At 71.8% G+C, this 18093-nt stretch carries 12 protein-coding genes; 8 read left to right on the top strand and 4 right to left on the bottom strand.

What is annotated here, in order from left to right; genetic code table 11:
- Nucleotides 1-26: 26 nt before the first annotated feature.
- Nucleotides 27-1463 (bottom strand): glycoside hydrolase family 47 protein, encoded by a 1437-nt coding sequence (locus RM609_RS04960; RefSeq protein WP_311608189.1) that lies wholly within the window; start codon nucleotides 1461-1463, stop codon nucleotides 27-29.
- 112 nt (nucleotides 1464-1575) lie between these two features.
- The gene (locus RM609_RS04955; protein WP_311608514.1) at nucleotides 1576-3969 is read right to left on the bottom strand and encodes an MMPL family transporter; all 2394 of its coding nucleotides are present in this window, start codon (nucleotides 3967-3969) and stop codon (nucleotides 1576-1578) included.
- 256 nt (nucleotides 3970-4225) lie between these two features.
- On the opposite strand from RM609_RS04955, the gene RM609_RS04950 reads away from it, so the two are divergent.
- From RM609_RS04950 to RM609_RS04940, 3 genes are all read left to right on the top strand, one after another.
- Nucleotides 4226-4630: a rodlin gene (locus tag RM609_RS04950; protein WP_311608188.1), complete on the top strand. Its 405-nt coding sequence runs from the start codon at nucleotides 4226-4228 to the stop codon at nucleotides 4628-4630.
- Nucleotides 4631-5143: 513 nt separating this feature from the next.
- On the top strand, nucleotides 5144-6625 hold the full coding sequence (locus RM609_RS04945) for an amino acid permease (protein ID WP_311608186.1): 1482 nt from the start codon (nucleotides 5144-5146) through the stop codon (nucleotides 6623-6625).
- Between the two features lie 201 nt (nucleotides 6626-6826).
- Nucleotides 6827-8884: a phosphocholine-specific phospholipase C gene (locus RM609_RS04940; RefSeq protein ID WP_311608185.1), complete on the top strand. Its 2058-nt coding sequence runs from the start codon at nucleotides 6827-6829 to the stop codon at nucleotides 8882-8884.
- A 60-nt stretch (nucleotides 8885-8944) separates the two neighbouring features.
- Here the strand turns inward: RM609_RS04940 and RM609_RS04935 are convergent, their stop codons facing one another.
- On the bottom strand, nucleotides 8945-9991 hold the full coding sequence (locus RM609_RS04935; protein ID WP_311608184.1) for a type III polyketide synthase: 1047 nt from the start codon (nucleotides 9989-9991) through the stop codon (nucleotides 8945-8947).
- Between the two features lie 624 nt (nucleotides 9992-10615).
- On the opposite strand from RM609_RS04935, the gene RM609_RS04930 reads away from it, so the two are divergent.
- The 4 genes from RM609_RS04930 (at nucleotide 10616) to RM609_RS04915 (ending at nucleotide 14658) form a co-directional block, all read left to right on the top strand.
- The gene (locus RM609_RS04930; RefSeq protein ID WP_311608183.1) at nucleotides 10616-11494 is read left to right on the top strand and encodes a TauD/TfdA family dioxygenase; all 879 of its coding nucleotides are present in this window, start codon (nucleotides 10616-10618) and stop codon (nucleotides 11492-11494) included.
- 66 nt (nucleotides 11495-11560) lie between these two features.
- Nucleotides 11561-12328 carry a sulfite exporter TauE/SafE family protein gene (locus tag RM609_RS04925; protein ID WP_311608181.1) on the top strand — a complete coding sequence of 256 codons (768 nt, stop codon included), beginning with the start codon at nucleotides 11561-11563 and terminating at the stop codon, nucleotides 12326-12328.
- 34 nt (nucleotides 12329-12362) lie between these two features.
- Nucleotides 12363-13448 carry an alpha-hydroxy acid oxidase gene (locus RM609_RS04920; RefSeq protein ID WP_311608180.1) on the top strand — a complete coding sequence of 362 codons (1086 nt, stop codon included), beginning with the start codon at nucleotides 12363-12365 and terminating at the stop codon, nucleotides 13446-13448.
- Between the two features lie 106 nt (nucleotides 13449-13554).
- Nucleotides 13555-14658, top strand: a complete 1104-nt coding sequence (locus RM609_RS04915) for an aminotransferase-like domain-containing protein (RefSeq protein WP_311608178.1) — start codon at nucleotides 13555-13557, stop codon at nucleotides 14656-14658.
- A 48-nt stretch (nucleotides 14659-14706) separates the two neighbouring features.
- On the opposite strand, the gene RM609_RS04910 is transcribed toward RM609_RS04915, so the two are convergent.
- On the bottom strand, nucleotides 14707-16539 hold the full coding sequence (locus RM609_RS04910) for a hydroxysqualene dehydroxylase (protein ID WP_311608177.1): 1833 nt from the start codon (nucleotides 16537-16539) through the stop codon (nucleotides 14707-14709).
- Between the two features lie 323 nt (nucleotides 16540-16862).
- Here RM609_RS04910 and RM609_RS04905 point away from each other — a divergent pair, with 323 nt between their 5' ends.
- Nucleotides 16863-18041, top strand: coding sequence for a L,D-transpeptidase (locus tag RM609_RS04905; protein ID WP_311608176.1), 1179 nt, complete (start codon nucleotides 16863-16865; stop codon nucleotides 18039-18041).
- Nucleotides 18042-18093 lie beyond the last annotated feature (52 nt).

Here is an 18093-nt window from a genome sequence, read left to right as displayed (position 1 = left end):
ACGGGAGTTCGAGCCGGAAGTTCGCGTCAGAGCCAGCCGAGCCGGGAGCGGGCGGGCGGCCGGGCGCCGCGCAGCAGCTTGCCCTCCGTGCTCAGGTACCCGCGCGCGTAGTCGAAGCGGGAGGTGTCGGAGAAGGTGAGGTAGAGCCATTTGAAGTTCTCGGCGAAGACGTACGCCGGGCAGTGGTCGCCCTTGGCCATGGGCCGGCGGGTGACGTCGGAGACGACGGTGTAGCCGCCGGGGACGCGGTGGTGGGCCCTGAGGTTCTGGAAGTAGCGCCACGCCGTGGTGCGGTAGAAGGGGTCCCCGGTCTGCCAGTACAGCTCGAAGGCGCAGTTGGCGTACTCGGGGCGCAGCTCGTTGCGGGGGTCGGTGGCCTTGAGCCCCGGATAGTCGATCTCCTCGGGGATGACGGCGTACTTGTCGAGGACGGCGGTCCAGGAGCGGTAGTAGTCCGCTGCCAGGGCGTTGTCGCCGCCCACCGGGAGGACCGCGACGGCCAGCGAGGACTGGCGCCGCCCCAGCGGGGCGCCGGTGCGGAAGTCCACCTGCCGGAACCACAGCAGCCCGTCCGACCGCTCCGACTGGTGCTTTTTGATCGCCGCCGTGAGCGTCCGGAACCACTCCCGGCAGTCCTCGTCCCGGAACATCGTCCAGGCGCCCCATAGATACTCGTAGAAGGAGTCCACCGGGGGATTGACGGCGATCGCCGCCCGGTCGGCCCACTCGCCCGTCTCCACGTTCATGGTGGTGGCGAGCAGGTCGAGCGAGGACCGCCGCCGTACCACCGCGCCCAGCGCCCCCTTGGCGGCCCGCAGATAACGCGGGTCACCGGTGAGTTCGGACAGCAGACCGAATTCGAGGATGTGGGTGCCGATCTCGGCCAGCGGCGTCGTACGGCCCGAGACCGCGCCCGTACGGAGGTTGACGAAGCGGTAGGGCATGCCGGTGGGGGAGCGGGTGAAGGCGGGCAGCAGCCGGTCCGCCAGATCGGCGCACAGCTCCAGCAGCGCCCTCCGGCCGGTGACCAGATACCCCGCGAGCAGCCCGCCGACCAGCCGGATGGTCGTCTCGAAGACCTGGAAGGGGGCGTCGATGTCGAGGTCCAGCCGGTCGTCGATCCAGTCGAGGCACAGGCCGACCTCGTCGTCGAGCCCCATCAGGAAGTGGGTGTCGAGCGCCTCGACGATCGACAGCCCGACCGGGTGCCCGGCGGCGAAGAACTCCCGGTGCCCGCCGGAGACCGGCAGCACCTCGTCGTGCCCCCACGCGAACCGCTTGTAGCCGTCCCAGGCGTGGAGGAACTCGGCCCGGATCTCCCGCGCCTTCCCCGCGTCGGCTCCGGCCTCCCGCTCCCGCGCCGCAGCCCTCGGCCCTCCCCCCACGGCGACGCCGCCGGCGGCCGCCAGCGCGTACAGCAGCCTGCGGCGGGTCGTGCTCACGGCGAGCGATGTGCTGATCATGACACGCGGCCCTCCTGACGCCCCGGTTCCGGTCCGGCGCCGTGATCGCAGTATGCGGCCGCCGGGCCGCTCCGGGCGGCAGGCGGGCGTGACGCGCCGCCGAGGGGCGGGTTCACACCTCTCCGACGGGCGTCGGCGCCGGGCGGCCGGACGGGCCCGCCGTGTCGGGGCCTGAGCGGTCGCGGGCGCGGTGGCGGGTGGCGGGCCACCAGTTGGCACGGCCGGCCAGCGACATGATCGCGGGGACGAGCAGGGCGCGGACGAGCGTGCAGTCGAGGAGCACGGCGACGGCCAGCCCGAAGCCGATCAGCTGGAGCATGACGAGGCCGCAGGCGGCGAGGGAGCCCATGACGACGGCGAAGACCAGCGCGGCCGAGGTGAACAGCCGCGCGGTGCGCTGGAGCCCGACGGCGACCGCGAGGTCGGTGGGGCTGCCCCGGCGGTGCTCCTCGAGGATGCGGGAGAGGAGGAAGACCTCGTAGTCCATGGAGAGGCCGAACGCGGTGCAGAACATCACCACGGGGATGACCACATCGGTGGTGCTGGGACCGTCGAACGGCCCCAGCAGCGCGTCGAGCCGGCCCTGCTGGAAGACGGCGACAATGATCCCGAACGTCGCCGCCAGGCTCAGCGCGTTGAGCAGCACGGCCTTGACGGGCACGAGCAGGCTGCGCGTGTAGGCGAACAGCAGCACCAGGGTGGCGGCCACGGTGATCAGGACGGCCGCGGGCAGCCGGTCGCCGAGCGCGTCCTCGGTGTCGGTCAGCCGGGCGCCCGGCCCGCCCACCAGGGCCGCCGTGGGCGCGGGCTCCCGGCGCAGCCGCTCCGTGAGCAGCCGGCCGTCGGGGGAGAGGACGGAGGAGGCGCCGGGCGTCACGCTCAGCCAGGTGCCTGCGGGCCCGGTGAACCCCGCCGCCCAGGGCCCGGGCTCCGCCGAGCGGCGGCCGTGGGCGTAGACGCCCGTGGCCGTCCGCACCTGCCGTACGCCGGGGAGGCGGGAGAGCCGTGCGGCGTAGGCGTCCACGGCGGCGGTGGAGGCGTCGGGCGCCCCGGACGAGCCGCCGGTGCCCGCCGCGCCCGCCGGCGCGTCCGGGGCGGTGTCCTCGGGGGCCGCCGGGCCCTCCGGTGCCGTCGCGCCTTCCGCTCCGGCCGCCACGGCCGGGGCGGCGGCCGGCGGGGGCGTCACGCGGACGTCCGGGAGGACGACGCTCGCCGCGTTGCCGCTCTCGCCGTCGAAGTCCGCGCGCAGCCGCTGCGAGGCCCGGGCGACCGGTGAGGACGCCGGGAGAATGCGGTCGTCGTACATGCCGAACCGCACGTCCGCCCCGGGCGCCGCCAGCAGCCCGAGCAGCAGCAGCGTGCCGAGGGCGACCGCCGCGGGCCGCCGGGTCACCCACATGGCCAGCCGGTACCAGCGGCCCTCGGCGAAGGCCCGGCGGCCGCCCCGGCGCCAGCGGGCGAAGACGTCGTAGCGGTTGACCCGGGGGCCGAGCAGCACCAGCAGCGCGGGCAGCACCAGCAGCGCCCCGGCCGCCGAGCACACCGCGACGGCCGCGCCTCCCAGGGCCAGCGAGCGCGTCAGCGGCAGGGGGAAGACCAGCAGGGCGCCCAGCGCCGCCGCCACGGTGGTCGCCGAGAAGGCGACGGCCCGGCCCGCGGTCGCGAGGACCCGCTCGGCGGCCCGTACGGGCGTCGCCCCCGCCGCGAGCTCCTCGCGGTAGCGGCTGACCATCAGCAGGCAGTAGTCGACGGCCAGCCCGAAGCCGAGGGCGGTGGCGATGTTCAGGACGAAGACCGAGACCGTCATCACCTCGCTCAGCAGTCGCAGCAGCGCGGTGGTGGTGACGACGGCGAAGGCCCCGACGACGACCGGCAGGAGCGCGGCCACCAGGCTCCCGAAGATCCACAGCATGATCAGCAGCACCAGCGGGGCGATGATCATCTCGGCGACCGTGGCGCCCTCGGTGCTCAGCCGCTCCATCTCGGCGAACAGCGCCGCCTCACCGGCGACCGTGATCTCCAGCGGCCCCGCCCGCCCGGACTCACGGGCCGTGACGGCCTTGGCGGCCGACCGCACGGCGCGCTCGTCCCCGTGGAACCGCACCCCGACGACGGCGGCGCGCCCGTCCCGGCTGCGCAGCTCGGGCCGGGCCCGCGGCCAGTAGCCGCGCACCCAGGCGGTGTGGGGGTCGGCGGTGAGCCGCTCGGTCAGCGCCCGGCCCGCCCGGGCGGCCGCGGGATCGTCGACCGGCCCCGGTGCCGTGACGACCAGGACGAGATGGGGCTGCCCGGCCCCGAAGCGCTCCGCGAGAAAGGCGTCGGCCCGGGTGGACTGCGCCCGGGCCGGTGTCCAGCCGCCCGGGGCCAGGCGCTCCCCGACCCCGTGGCCCCCCACCGCCGCGACCAGGGCGACCAGCCCCAGCAGGAGGAGCGTGCCCAGGGCACGGCGCGGGGTGCCGTAGGCACATCGCACGAGGAACGACTTACGGGGCCGGTGGAGGAGCATCACGGGGGCGTCCTTCGCGGGTCGGCAAGCGCGCGTTCGTAGCCTAATGACAAAGAGTCAATATGCGAATATATGGCATTTTTGGGCGCGGCGGGGAGGTGCACCCGGGGCGCGCCGGGCCCACTAGTAGGAGGAGTGGGGCCCCGCCCCGGGTGGCACTGGGGCGAATGAGTGAGTGCTCGGAACCTCTCCGAAATGCCGGAGTTACTCAGATCGCCTCCCGCTCGGGAGGAACACTCGACCGAAAGGCAGGGACGTGCTCCACAAGGTACTCGCGACGGTCGCCCTCACGGCCACGGCGGTCGGGATCGCCGCCGCCCCGGCCGCGGCGCTCGATCGTGACGTCAGGACCACGCTGAACGGCAACGGGTCGGAGACCGAGCACGGGGCCACGGTGACCGGCGGCCACGAGAGCCCGCAGATGACCGCCGTCCAGGGCAGCCTCGACAAGCTGTGCATCGGCGTGGGCAAGCTCGGCCTTCAGTCGCTCCTGCTCCTGATCAACGTGGGTATCGAGGACGTGCCGGTCCTCACCTCGCAGCAACAGCAGCAGTGCACGGACAACTCCACCATTCAGGACGGCGACGACCCGCTCTCGCACCTCGTGAACGACATCCCCGTGATCAGCGGCAATGGATCCGGGAACGAAGAGGAACACTGAGTGATATGTGACCCTGGTCACCAGGGTGTGGAAGGACACAAGGGGCCCCGGCATCGCCGGGGCCCCTTTTCGGTGCCCCGGAGGGGACCCCCGGGGTGCCGCCGGCCGCTAAACCCGCCGTGGGGGACGGGGAATGGGCGACCCGCCCGGGTGGCGCGCGGGATGGATGGAATAGGCAGCGATATCCACTCGCCGTCCATGGTCCGTAGCGGAAAGTCAAAACAGGGCCCGGCTGGGCCCCGCCTAGTCCGGGCTTTCGAAAATGTCAACTTTCCGTTAACCCTTGACGGAATCCTTGCGCGCCTCTCACCATTCAGCGCATGACCTCGTGAAACACCCCCGAGGACCGGCGTCGCCAGCCGGTTACCGGAAGAAACACCGGGCCATCGCCGGGAAGCCCCGGCGATGCAGGGGAGAGGGCCGTGCGCGGCCTTTCCCCGGGCATGGAGGTCACCCCCACATCAGCGTGCGGCCCGGTCCTGCCTCCCCCACGGAACGAAGGCGAAGAAATACATGAGTGACCGCACCCTCACTGCGGCCGACACCCCGGCTCCCGCCGCGACGTCCACGCACGTCGACGCGGGCGACGCGGGCTACAGCAAGGACCTCAAGTCCCGCCACGTCAACATGATCGCGATCGGTGGAGCGATCGGTACCGGCCTCTTCCTCGGCGCCGGTGGCCGCCTCCACAGCGCGGGCCCCTCCCTTTTCATCGCCTACGCGGTGTGTGGCCTCTTCGCCTTCTTCGTCGTCCGGGCCCTGGGCGAGCTCGTCCTCTACCGCCCGTCCTCCGGCGCGTTCGTCAGCTACGCGCGTGAGTTCATGGGGGAGAAGGGCGCCTTCACCGCGGGCTGGCTCTACTTCCTGAACTGGGCCACGACCGGTATCGCCGATATCACCGCCGTCGCGACCTATACCCATTACTGGAAAATGTTCAGCGACATCCCGCAGTGGGTGCTCGCGCTGATCGCCCTCGCGGTCGTCCTCACGGTGAACCTGATCTCCGTGAAGTACTTCGGTGAGATGGAGTTCTGGTTCGCGATCATCAAGGTCGCCGCGATCACGATCTTCATGGTCGTCGGTATCTTCCTGCTGGCCAGCAGCCACAAGGTCGGCAACAGCACCCCGGGCATCTCGAACATCCTCGACCACGGCGGTGTCTTCCCGACCGGTGTGATGCCGATGCTGCTCGTCATCCAGGGTGTCGTCTTCGCCTACGCCTCCGTCGAGCTGTGCGGTGTCGCCGCGGGTGAGACCAAGAACCCCGAGAAGATCATGCCGAAGGCGATCAACTCGATCATGTGGCGTGTCGGCCTCTTCTACGTCGGCTCGGTCATCCTGCTCGCGGTGCTGCTGCCGTACACCGCCTACCACGCCGGCGAGAGCCCGTTCGTCACCGTCCTGTCGAAGGTCGGCATTCCGGGCGCGGCGGGCGTGATGAACCTCGTCGTCCTCACCGCGGCGCTCTCCAGCCTGAACTCCGGCCTGTACTCCACCGGCCGCATCCTCCGCTCGATGGCGATGTCCGGCTCCGCGCCGAAGTTCACGGGCCTGATGAACAAGGGCCAGGTGCCCTACGGCGGCATCCTGCTCACCGCGTTCTTCTGTGTCCTGGGTGTCGGCCTGAACTTCGTCGTCCCGGCGGACGCCTTCGAGATCGTGCTGAACTTCGCCGCCATCGGCATCATCGGCACCTGGGGCATGATCATGGTCTGCTCCCTGCTCTTCTGGCGCCGGTCCAAGGACGGCCGGGTCACCCGCCCCGGCTACAAGCTCCCCTGGGCCCCGTACACCCAGATCATCACGCTGGTCTTCCTGGCCGTCGTGCTGGGCCTGATGGCGGCCGAGCCGGGCGCCGGGCGCGACACGGTGTTCTGCCTGCCGCTCATCGTGGCGGCCCTGGTCGGCGGCTGGTACCTGGTCCGCGGCCGGGTGGCCCGCGCCCAGCAGGAGGCCGCGGCCGAGAAGGCCGTCGCCACCGGCGACGACGCCTGATCCGCCACCGCCGCCTCTGACGGCTCAAGGGGCCGGACACCCATCGGGTGTCCGGCCCCTCGCCGTTTTCCGGCCCCGCACGCCTGTTCCCTCCATGTACCACCCGCCGTCACACTGGCGACACCACCGCTTCCCCGGCGCTGGATGCTCTTGGACCACTCTGCTGCCACCAGTCCTCACACCCCAAGAGGTCCCTCACCCATGGCTGAACTCAATCGACGGCGCTTCCTCCAGATCGCCGGCGCCACCGCGGGCTTCGCGGCCCTGTCGAGCAGCATCGACCGGGCCGCCGCCATCCCCGCCCGCCGCCGCTCCGGCACCATCCAGGACATCGAGCACATCGTCGTCCTGATGCAGGAGAACCGGTCCTTCGATCACTACTTCGGCTCCCTCAAGGGCGTCCGCGGCTTCGGCGACCCCCGCCCGATGCTCCTGGAGAACGGCAAGACGGTCTTCCACCAGCCCGACGGCGCCAAGGACGTCCTGCCCTACCACCCGGACGCCGAGGACCTGGGCATGCAGTTCATCGCGGGCCTCAACCACGACTGGGCCGGCGGGCACAAGGCCTGGAACAACGGCAAGTACGACCGGTGGATCCCCGCGAAGTCCGCGGGCACGATGGCGCACCTGACGCGCGAGGACATCCCCTTCCACTACGCGCTCGCCGACGCCTTCACCGTCTGCGACGCCTACCACTGCTCCTTCATCGGAGCCACCGACCCCAATCGCTACTACATGTGGACGGGCCACACCGGCAACGACGGCAAGGGCGCCGGCCCGGTCCTCGGCAACGAGGAGGCCGGCTACGGCTGGACGACCTACCCCGAGCGGCTGGAGAAGGCCGGGATCTCCTGGAAGATCTACCAGGACCGGGGCGACGGCCTGGACAAGGCCGGATCGTGGGGCTGGATCAACGACGCCTACCGCGGCAACTACGGCGACAACTCCCTCCTCTACTTCGACGCCTACCGCAATGCCAAGCCCGGCGACCCGCTCCACGAGAAGGCCCGCACCGGCACGGACGTCAAGAACGGCGACGGCTACTTCGACATCCTCCGGGCCGATGTTCAGGCCGGCCGGCTCCCGCAGATCTCCTGGATCGCCGCCCCCGAGGCCTTCTCCGAGCACCCCAACTGGCCCGTCAACTACGGCGCCTGGTACATCTCCCAGGTCCTCGACGCCCTCACCTCCAACCCCGAGGTGTGGAGCAGGACGGCGTTGTTCATCACCTACGACGAGAACGACGGCTACTTCGACCACGTCGCCCCGCCCTTCCCGCCCGCCTCCGCCGCGCAGGGCCTCTCCACCGTCGACACCGCCCTCGACGTCTTCAAGGGCAACGGCCACTACGCCGCCGGCCCCTACGGCCTCGGCCAGCGCGTCCCGATGATCGTCGTCTCCCCGTGGAGCACCGGCGGCTTCGTCTGCTCCGAGACCTTCGACCACACCTCGATCATCCGGTTCATGGAGCGCCGCTTCGGGGTGGCCGAGCCCAATGTCTCGCCCTGGCGCCGCGCCATCTGCGGCGACCTCACCTCGGCGTTCGACTTCCGGCTGAAGGACACGGAGCCCGCCGACCTGCCGGACACCGACGGCTATGCCCCCAAGGACCGCGAGCGTCACCCCGACTACGTGCCCAAGCCGCCCGCCAGCCCCGCCATGCCCCGGCAGGAGCGGGGCACCAAGCGCACCCGGCCGCTGCCCTACGCGCCCCTGACGGACGGCGCCGCGACCCCCTCGACAGGGCGCTTCACCCTCACCTTCAGCGGGGGCGAGCACGCCGGGGCCGCCTTCACGGTCACCTCCGGGAACCGTACGGACGGCCCGTGGACGTACACCGCCGAGGCCGGCAAGAAGATCTCCGACACCTGGAACACGGCGTACTCCAAGGGCGCCTACGACCTGTCGGTGCACGGCCCCAACGGCTTCCTGCGCGTCTTCAAGGGCCCCGGCACCACCGCCGCCCCCGAGGTCACCGCCCGCCACGAAGGCCGCCACGGCCGCCTGGAGCTGACCCTGACCAACCCGGGCGGAAAGGACCGGCGGCTGACCGTCACCGACGCCTACGGCCGCAAGCCCGAGACGATCACCGTGCGGGCGGGCCGGACCGTCACGCACACCGTGGACCTGCGCCACGGCAAGCGCTGGTACGACCTGACGGTGGTCTCCGAGACGGACCCCGGCTTCCTGCGCCGGTTCGCCGGACACGTCGAGAACGGCGAGCCCGGCGTCAGCGACCCGGCGCTCCTCACGGACTGAGCCCCGCCACCGGACGGAACGGGGCCGCACTCGCGTCTGTGCGAGGGCGGCCCCCTCTTGCTACGCCGCCACCCACGTGCCGGTCACGGCCACCGTGGTGACCCCGGGCCCGAACGCGACGACCAGCCCCTGGGCCCCGGCGCGCGGCGGGTCGTCGAAGGTCTGCTCCAGCACGTCGAGGACGACGACGCTCGCGGTGTTGCCACGCCGGGTGAGGGAGTTCTCGCTGAGCTCGAACATGGCCGGCGGGAGGCCCAGCCCCTTGCTGACCTCGTACATGATGCGCGGCCCGCCGGTGTGGCCGATCAGGAAGTCGGGCTGCGGCGCGAGCACGGGCGTCTCGTCCTCCAGCCAGCGTCTGAGGCCGGGCATCGCCTCCGCGACCACCCGCGATATCCGCGGGTTGGTGTCGAAGTGGAAGCCGAGCTCGTCGACCTCGTAGGAGATGTGGCCCAGGGTGTCCGGCGCCAGGTCCTCGTAGGAGGCGTCGAGCCGCAGCCCGGGACGGTCCTCCCGGACGACGCAGGCCGCCGCCGCGTCGCCGAAGAGCGCGGTCGAGACGAAGGAGGCGATCCTGTCGTCCCCCGCCTGGTAAGACAGCGAGCACAGCTCGACCGCGACGACCAGGGTGACGGACCCCGGGCGGACGGCCGCCAGCTCCCGGGCCCGCGCCAGCGCGTACGCGCCGCCCGCGCAGCCGACCTGGGTGAAGGCCAGCCGGCGGACGTCCCTGCGCAGCCCCAGCCGGCCCGCGATGTGCGCGTCGAGCCCCGGCAGCAGATACCCGGTGCACGAGACGAGCACGAGGTGGTCCACCTCTTCCGGCACGGTGCCGGCCCCGTCGAGCGCGCCCAGGGCGGCCCCTACGCCCAGATCCGTGCCGGCCTCCGCATAGCGCCGCATGCGTTCGCCGAACGTCCGGGAGCGTATGACGTCCGCGAAAGGGTCGATGAGATGCCGGGTGCGCACCGAGGTGTTGCGCATCAGCCGCAGGGCCGTGCCGATCCTCGGATGACCGGAGTGCAGTGCGCCCATATGGGAGACGGTCTCGTCGAGGGTCACGGTGTGTTCGGGAAGACAGAGCACGGGGCGGCAGACGGTGGACACGGAACTCCCTGGAGAAAGGGCGGGAAGGGAAACGCGGATGACCTTGGAAAGCCAACCACGCGTGCGACGGCACGTCAGGGGACCCCGTGTTACAAGTTCCTTACACCCACCCCTCACACCTTGTGTGATAACACCAATGCATTGCCGGAACTTTGCGTTCCATAAATGTGGCTGGCCGAAACGCTTCGGCCGCGGGCCCCGGGATCCTGGTCGAGCGCCGCGTTGCGCTCCGTCAACGCCGCAGCTCAGGGCCATGATCCAGAAGCGGGGGAGGAGGCGGTGAGGGAAATGCGGCTTCGGGAAATACCGTCGTTCCCTGTCCGAAAACCCTCGTTGACATGATTTGACCCGCCCGGATAGCGTGATCGCACGTTTCCCGCCATCGGATTCCCGATCCCCCCACATCTTCTCCGCACTTCTCCTCCCCTTTTCCACGCCGCCATTCCTTGTGCCCGGCGTGTTCCGGAAAAGCGCCTGCGCCCGTGTTCGCACTTGCCTGGAGGAAACACCGTGGCCCTCGTAGCGGAAATAAAACGGACCCACCGGCTGAACCCGCCGGACCGGGAGAAGTTATGGGCACTCTCCGAAATAGCCGCCCGCTTCCCCGACGCCGGCGCCAACGCCATGTCCTTCCTCCAACTGGACCTGCCGCCGGCCCTGCGCGAGACCCTCCTCGACTTCGCCGAGGGCACCTCCCCCCACGGCCACGTCCTGCTGCGCGGCATCGAGGTCGGCGACGTACCCACCACCCCCGCCGGCCACGGCACCGCCGCCCTCGACGGCCACCCGACCGACGGGACCCTCACCCTCGTCGCCGACCTCCTCGGCTCGCTCGTCGGATACCAGGACGAGAAATCCGGCGCCCTCATCCACGACGTCCACCCCGTACCCGGCGAGGAGAGCCGCATCGAGAACAGCGGCTCCGTGGCCTTCGACTTCCACACCGAGAACGTCCACCACCCGCTGCGCCCGGACTTCCTCGGCCTGCTCTGCCTGCGCCGCGACCACGACGGCGTCGCCGCCACCCGGGTCGCCTCCGTCCGCGAGGCGATCGCCCACCTGACGCCCGAGGACGTCGAGGCGCTGCGACAGCCCGTCTACCACAGCGCCTATCCGTCGTCCTTCACCCGCGACGCCGCCACCGCGCCACCACCCGCCGCCGGCCCCCACCCCGTGATCTTCGGCGACCCCGGCCGGGCCTTCCTGCGCTTCAACTCCCACCACACCCACGCCGCCGACGCCCGGGGCGCCCACGCCCTGGAGGCCCTCGCGCGGGCGCTGGAGACCGTGTGCCAGGACATCGTCCTCGAACCCGGCGACCTCGTCATCGTCGACAACCACGTCGCCGCGCACGGCCGTTCGGCGTTCGCGCCGCGCTATGACGGCGCGGACCGCTGGCTGCGCCGCTTCTACTCGCTGCGCTCCACCCCCCTGTGGGCCCGGCGCATGATGCGACGGCCGCGGGTGATCCCCAGGATGGCCGAGATCCGGGGCGTGGTGTGATCAAGGCGCCCGCCGGGCCGGCGGCGGGCACCCGGCATCGTTCCGGCACGTGAAATCGAGGACGACATGGACTGGTTCGACGTGGCCGGGCTGCTCCTGGCCGCGGGCGCCGCGGGCTGGGTGGACGCCGTCGTGGGCGGCGGGGGAGTGCTGCTCATCCCCGTACTGCTGCTGACGTTCCCGCAGTTCCCGCCCGCCACCGCGCTGGGCACCAACAAGATAGCCGCGATCATGGGCACGTCCACCGCGGCCGTCATGTACGCCCGCCGCACCACGCTGGACCGCTCCGTCGTACTGCCGGCGGCCGGACTGGCCGTCCCGTCGGCGGCGCTCGGCGCGCTCTCCGCCGCCAGCGTCCCCACCGACTGGTTCCGCCCCGTCATCATGGTGCTGCTGGTGTCCGTCGCCCTCTTCGTCGCCTTCCGCCCGAACTTCGGCGTACAGAGCCTGGAGTCGGCCACGAGCACCCGCCGCCGCATGGGCGTCATCGCCGTCGCGGGCTGCGGCATCGGCTTCTACGACGGCCTCTTCGGGCCCGGCGTGGGCACCTTCCTCATCATTCTCTTCACCTCCCTGCTGGCCAAGCAGTTCCTCGAGAGCGCCGCCATGGCCAAAGTCGTCAACGCCGGTTCCAACCTCGGCGCCCTGGCCGTCTTCGCGGTCCAGGGAAACGTCCTGTGGACCCTGGGACTCGGCATGGCGCTCGGCAATATAACCGGCGCCCTGCTGGGCTCCCGCATGGCGCTCAAGAAGGGCTCCGGATTCGTCCGCACCGTCCTCGTCCTCGTGGTGACGGGCATGGTGGTGAAGATGGCCTTCGACCAATTCGGCTGACCAGAGAAAGTCCCTTCTCCCCGGAGGACATTCAGTGGCTGCACACACGGAACTCGCCGGACTCCTGACGCTGCCGGACTTCGAACGCGCCGCGGAGGCCACGCTCTCCGCCGACATCCGGGCCTATGTGGCCGGAGGCGCCGGCACCCAGGAGACCGTACGCGCCAACACCGCCGCCTTCGACCGGGTATGGCTGCGCCCCCGCGCCCTCGCGACCGCCGGCACCGCACCCGACACCCGCACCGGCGTCCTCGGCCAACAGCTCTCCCTGCCCGTACTGCTCGCCCCCACCAGCCCCCAGCGGCTGCTCCACGAACACGCCGAGATCGCCACGGCACTGGCCGCCGAGGACGCCGGCACGATCTCCGTAGTCAGCACCGACAGCCACTACGCCTACCCCGAGATCGCCGAATCCGCGCCCGGCGGAAGCTGGTTCCAGCTCTACGCCTACCGCTCCGACGACGACATCGCCGCCACCGTCGCCCTCGCGGAGAAGGCCGGGGCGTCCGCCCTCGTCGTCACCGTGGACGCGAGCCACGCGGCCCGCCGCGTCTCCACGCTGCGCTCCGGCTTCCGCACCCCGCCCTTCGTCGACTTCGGCACCCTGCGGGCCCTGGGCATCCTCGAAGGCGACATCCCCGCCAACGCCCGCATCGACCGGCTCCCCCTCACCTGGGACGACCTGCGCCGGATCCGGGAGCGGACCACGCTGCCGCTGCTGGTGAAGGGCATCCTCGGCCCCGAGGACGCCCGCCGCTGCTTCGACCTCGGCGCCCAGGGCGTCATCGTCTCCAACCACGGCGGCCGCCAGCTCGACGGCGAGATCCCCAGCCTGGTCGCGCTGGACCAGGTCGCCTCCGCCGTGGGCGACCGGGGCGTCGTCCTCGTCGACGGCGGCATCCGCTCCGGCGTCCACGTCGTCAAGGCCCTCGCCCTGGGCGCCGACGCCGTGTGCCTGGGCCGCCCCTACCTCTGGGGCCTCGCCCTCGCCGGGCGCGCCGGCGTCCGCGCGGTGCTGGAGCTGCTGCGCCACGAGATCGAGGACACCCTGCTCCAGCTCGGCGTCGAGAGCGTCGCGGACATCGGCCCCGACCTCGTCGTACCGGCCGGTCACCGCTGAGCGTCATCTGCGGGCCGGTGGTGGCCGGTCGCGCCCACGCGGCGGTAGCCGCATATCGATGCTGTCCCGCGCCCCTTCGGGGCGCCTACCGACAACGGAGGCACCCATGTTCCCCTTCTCCCGTGGCATTCCCCCGCGTGAGGCCATCCCGGCCCAGGAACTCGCCGCCCAGGCCGCGGCCGTCCTCGCCGATCAGCGGGACGACGTCTTCCAGTACGCGCCCATCGGCAACCACACCGGCGACCTCGCCCTGCGCGAGGAGCTCGCGAAGTTCCACGCCGCCGACCCCGAGCGGATCTTCGTCACCAACGGCTCCCTCCAGGCCCTCGACCTGCTCGCCGCCCACCTCCTGCGCGACACCGGGCCGGACGTCCACGTCGAGGCCCCCACCTACGACCGCGCCGTGCAGATATTCGAGCGCCACGGCGCCCGGGTGACGGGCATCCCCCTCCGCCACGACGGCCTCGACCTCGACGTCCTGCGCGAGCGCCTCGCCGAGCGGACGCCCGCCTTCGTCTACGTCATCCCCGACTTCCAGAACCCCAGCGGCGTCACCACCAGCGAGGACAAGCGCCGCGAACTGGTGAGCCTCGCCGAGGAGCACGGCTTCGTCATCGTCGAGGACATCCCCTACCGGGAACTGCGCTTCGAGGGGACCGCCCCCGCCTCGCTGGCCGAGCTCTCGCCCGGCGGGCGCGTACTGACCGTGGGCTCCCTGAGCAAGATCCTCAGCCCCGGGCTGCGCGTCGGCTACGTCATCGCCGAGCCCGCCACGGTGACCGCGCTCGCCGCCCTCGCCGAGGGCACCTACCTCTCGCCCGCGCCCCTGCTCCAGGCCGTCGCCGCCCGGAGCCTGGCCGCCGGGCTGGCCACGGGCAACATCGAGCGGGCCCGCCGCTTCCTGAAGCCCCGTCATGACGCGGCCGTGGCCGCCGTCCGCCGGCACCTCGGGGACGACGCGCTGATCGCCGTCCCCGAGGGCGGCTACTACGTCAGCGTGCACCTGCCCGTCCCCACGGACGAGACGACCTTCCTGGCGGCCGCGAAGGCGGACGGCGTGCTCCTGACCCGGGGCTCGGCGTTCTATCCGGGATCCGCCGCCCCGCCCGCCGGCACGGTCTTCCTGCGTCTGCCCTTCCAGGCCCTGACACCCGACGAGTTCGCCGCCGGCGTCGAGAAGCTGGCCGCCGTCACCGCGCGCCTCGGCTGACACCGCCCGTGCTCCCCGCCCCGGCCCGCGGGGAGCACGGCCCGGCCGTCACCGGCGCCCGGTGTCCAGGACGTGCGGCAGCCCGCGCCGCCAGCGCTCCCGGTCCTCGTGCTTGAGCACGGCGAACTCCGGCGCCTCGTAGCCCCGGAACGTCCGCACCTCGGGCGCCTCCGAGGCCCCGGCGGCGGCCAGCACCCCGGAAGCCGCCCGCCGGCCCGCCTCGTTGGCCGTCTCCATCGAGGTGAAGTCGACATTGGCGTACGTCCGGACGTAGTCCGCGGCGAGGAACAGATTCCCGACGGCGGTCACGGCCTCCGGGCGCAGCTCCCAGGAACCGGTGCTGTTGAGGAGGTACGGGTCGTCCTCGCGCAGCCCGTCCGGGCCCTCGGTGATCGCCTCGTCCAGGTACCACGAGTGCAGCAGGGAGCCGTCCAGGACGGACCGGCCGGCCCGGCCGAGGTGGGCCCGCATCTGCGCCCACACCTCCCGGGCGACCTCCTCGCGGGTGCAGTGCCGGGCGGGCCTGCCGTAGAGGATGCCCGGCGTCTCCCAGTCGGAGACCTCCACGGACAGCGACTCCCGCACCTGGCCGTCGCCCCATGTCCGCGCGTACGGCGCGCGCCAGAGCTTCGACTGGCTGATCGACACCAGCTTCCACGGGGAGTCGACGTGCACGATGTGCCCGGCGATGACCGGCGCCGGCTCCCGTAGGAAGTACTGGATGCCGTTGCACCAGGTGTGCCGCAGCCCGTCCATGGCCGCGAGCCGGGGGTCTGCGGCGCGCAGGGCGGCGTCCCACAGTCGTACGGCCCGGTCGGCGGGGACCGCCGCCACGAACCAGTCCGCGTCGATGCGTTCCGTCGTCCCCCGGTGGTCGTGGGCGGTGGCGGAGACGACGCGTCCGGCGCGGCACTCCAGATGCTCCACCGTCCGGCCGAAGGCGAACCGGACGCCGAGGGAGCGCAGGTGCGCGACCCAGGGGTCGATCCACTCCTCGCTGGTGGGACCGGCGAAGATACGGTCGGCGGGCCCGTCGCTGCCGAGCCCGAGCACGTCGTAGAAGATGGCCTCCAGGCCCTGGCCGCAGGTGCGGGCGCTGGCGGTCGGGGGCCGCAGGGCCTGGAGCAGCTGTACCCCGCCGCCGAGCAGCCGTTGATAGTCCTCGGACATGCGGTCAGCCTGGATGTAGTCCCACCAGGCCAGGTGTTCCCACTGGCCGAAGCGGCGCTCGTCGCAGCTGGTGAACAGCGTCACGGCCAGCCGGGCGAAGTGGGCCGCCTCCCACGGCGGCAGCCGCAGGCCCTCCGCGAGCAGCCCGCCGAGCGTGGCGACGAGCAGCGGCGCGCCGGACAGGGAGAGCGAGCCGGGTCTGACGGGGAGGGGGATGTCCGGGCGGTTCCCGGTGCGGGCGAGCTCGATCCAGGTCACCGGTGTGAGCCGGCCGAAGACGGTGCCGCCGCCGGGCAGCGGGATCCGCCGGAGGGTGTCGGGGAGGTTGTGGTAGAAGCCGAAGACCCCGCGATGGCCGTGCTCGCCGGGCAGGTCGCGGCGGCCTCCGGTGCCGGTGTGCGGGACGTACAGGGAACGGGCCTTGCCGCCGGCGACGGCGCGGCGCTCGACCACGGTCACCTCGAAGCCGCGCTCGGCGAGCTCGTGCGCGGCGGTCAGCCCGCCGACTCCCGCGCCCAGCACGGCCACCCGGCGGCCGCCGCGTCGTGCGCTCCCGCCGCCGCGCGGGACGGCGGAAGCGCCGGCGGGCCCGGCGAGACCGGCGGCGCCGACCCCGGCCGCGCCCGCCGCCCCGTACCGCAGGACGTCACGGCGGGGCAACCGCCCGCCGCCCGGCCCGGCTCCGGTGGCCCCCTCGTGTTCAGTGGTCATGTCCCCGTCCCCCTCGGTGAGCTCCGGGCGTCCTCCGCACACACCGTTCACGACCGGACGGTACGCGTCCGGTCAGCGGCCGGGGAGCGGTTCGGCGCGGGATCCGTCGATCGGGTTGTGGGCGCCGGGCGGAGGTTTCGGCGCGGGGATTCCGGGGCGCCCGGGGGTCGTGACGTCCCGTGAGGTGACGTACGAACAGGGCGTCCGGCCGCCTACTGGCTGTATCGCGCAAATGTTTCGTTTCTCCGTGCAACCGTACAAGCGTGCAGATCATCTGTAGAGGTGTCTGTCACTGCGAGAAAGTGCGAGAAAGGTTGATTCACGTGCACGTCGGAACGGGCCGTCGCTCCACCCTGTGGGCCTCCGCCCTCATGGGCTCCCTCGTCCTCACCGCCTGCTCGGGCGGCTCCGGTTCCGGGGCCGACGCCGGGGCGGAGGCCAAGGTGACCATCACCCCCGGCAGCGGGACGGCCGTCAAGCTCGGCTCGCCGATCTCGGTGAAGGCCGACAGCGGGCGGCTCACCGAGGTGGAGGTGAAGGACGCCAAGGGCAACAAGGTCGAGGGCAGCCTCTCCGGTGACGGCGCCTCCTGGACCTCGGCCGGCAACGCCGCCCCCGGCGCCACCTACACCGTGCACACCAAGGCCAAGGGCGGCAAGAGCGGCAAGGGCAAGGAGTCCACCGCCTCCGCGACCTTCACCACCGAGCAGGCGGAGAAGGTCAACAAGCTCACCAACACCCCGGGCAACGGCGCGACCGTCGGCACGGGCATGCCGGTCTCCATCCTCTTCGACCACCCCGTCGACAAGGACAAGCGGGCCGCGATAGAGAAGTCCCTGACCGTCACCACCCAGCCGAAGGTGGAGGGCGCCTGGGGCTGGGTCAAGGACTGGTCGGGCCAGGACCGCATCGACTGGCGGCCCAAGGACTACTGGCCCACCGGCACCAAGGTCTCCGTGAAGGGCAACCTCTCCGGCGTCGACTCCGGCGAGGGCGGCTGGTTCGCCCGGAACTACGACTTCGGCTTCACCATAGGCGCCGACCACAAGGCCGTCATCGACGTCGCCGCCCACAAGCTGACGATGTACGAGAACGGCAACGAGGTCGGCCACATCATGGGCTCCGCCGGCTCCCCGACGGACCCCACCCGGGGCGGCATCCACACCGTGCGCAGCAAGAACGCCGCGGAGACCATGGACTCCGCCACCATCGGCTACGGCAATCAGTGGATGCTCGACTCCAAGTGGGTCACCCACCTGACCGCCTCCGGCACCTTCCTCCACTCCGCGCCCTGGAACAACTCCATCGGCGTGGAGAACAACAGCCACGGCTGCTTCGGCATGACCACGAGCGACGCCAAGAAGATCTACGACTTCCTGCTGATCGGCTCCACCGTCGAGGTCAAGAACACCGACAGCACCAAGATCACGGACGTCGGCAACGGTCTTGAGGTCTGGCAGGAGAACTGGGACCAGTGGAAGAAGCGCAGCGCCCTCAAGTGACGCGGCGTCCTCTCCTGACGCCTCGTAGGGCCTGACGCGCCGGGCCCGGCGG

Source organism: Streptomyces hesseae, assembly GCF_031845785.1.
GTDB classification, from domain to species: domain Bacteria; phylum Actinomycetota; class Actinomycetes; order Streptomycetales; family Streptomycetaceae; genus Streptomyces; species Streptomyces hesseae.
Note: the sequence above shows the minus strand (reverse complement) of the source record. Positions and strands in the feature narration are given on the sequence as shown.

Bases quoted from the DNA above. Each gene is read 5' to 3' on its own strand.
- RM609_RS04960 (WP_311608189.1), bottom strand. From the start codon at position 1,463: ATGATCAGCACATCGCTCGCCGTGAGCACGACCCGCCGCAGGCTGCTG.
- RM609_RS04955 (WP_311608514.1), bottom strand. From the start codon at position 3,969: ATGCTCCTCCACCGGCCCCGTAAGTCGTTCCTCGTGCGATGTGCCTAC.
- RM609_RS04945 (WP_311608186.1), top strand. From the start codon at position 5,144: ATGAGTGACCGCACCCTCACTGCGGCCGACACCCCGGCTCCCGCCGCG.
- RM609_RS04940 (WP_311608185.1), top strand. From the start codon at position 6,827: ATGGCTGAACTCAATCGACGGCGCTTCCTCCAGATCGCCGGCGCCACC.
- RM609_RS04930 (WP_311608183.1), top strand. From the start codon at position 10,616: ATGTCCTTCCTCCAACTGGACCTGCCGCCGGCCCTGCGCGAGACCCTC.
- RM609_RS04925 (WP_311608181.1), top strand. From the start codon at position 11,561: ATGGACTGGTTCGACGTGGCCGGGCTGCTCCTGGCCGCGGGCGCCGCG.
- RM609_RS04915 (WP_311608178.1), top strand. From the start codon at position 13,555: ATGTTCCCCTTCTCCCGTGGCATTCCCCCGCGTGAGGCCATCCCGGCC.
- RM609_RS04910 (WP_311608177.1), bottom strand. From the start codon at position 16,539: ATGACCACTGAACACGAGGGGGCCACCGGAGCCGGGCCGGGCGGCGGG.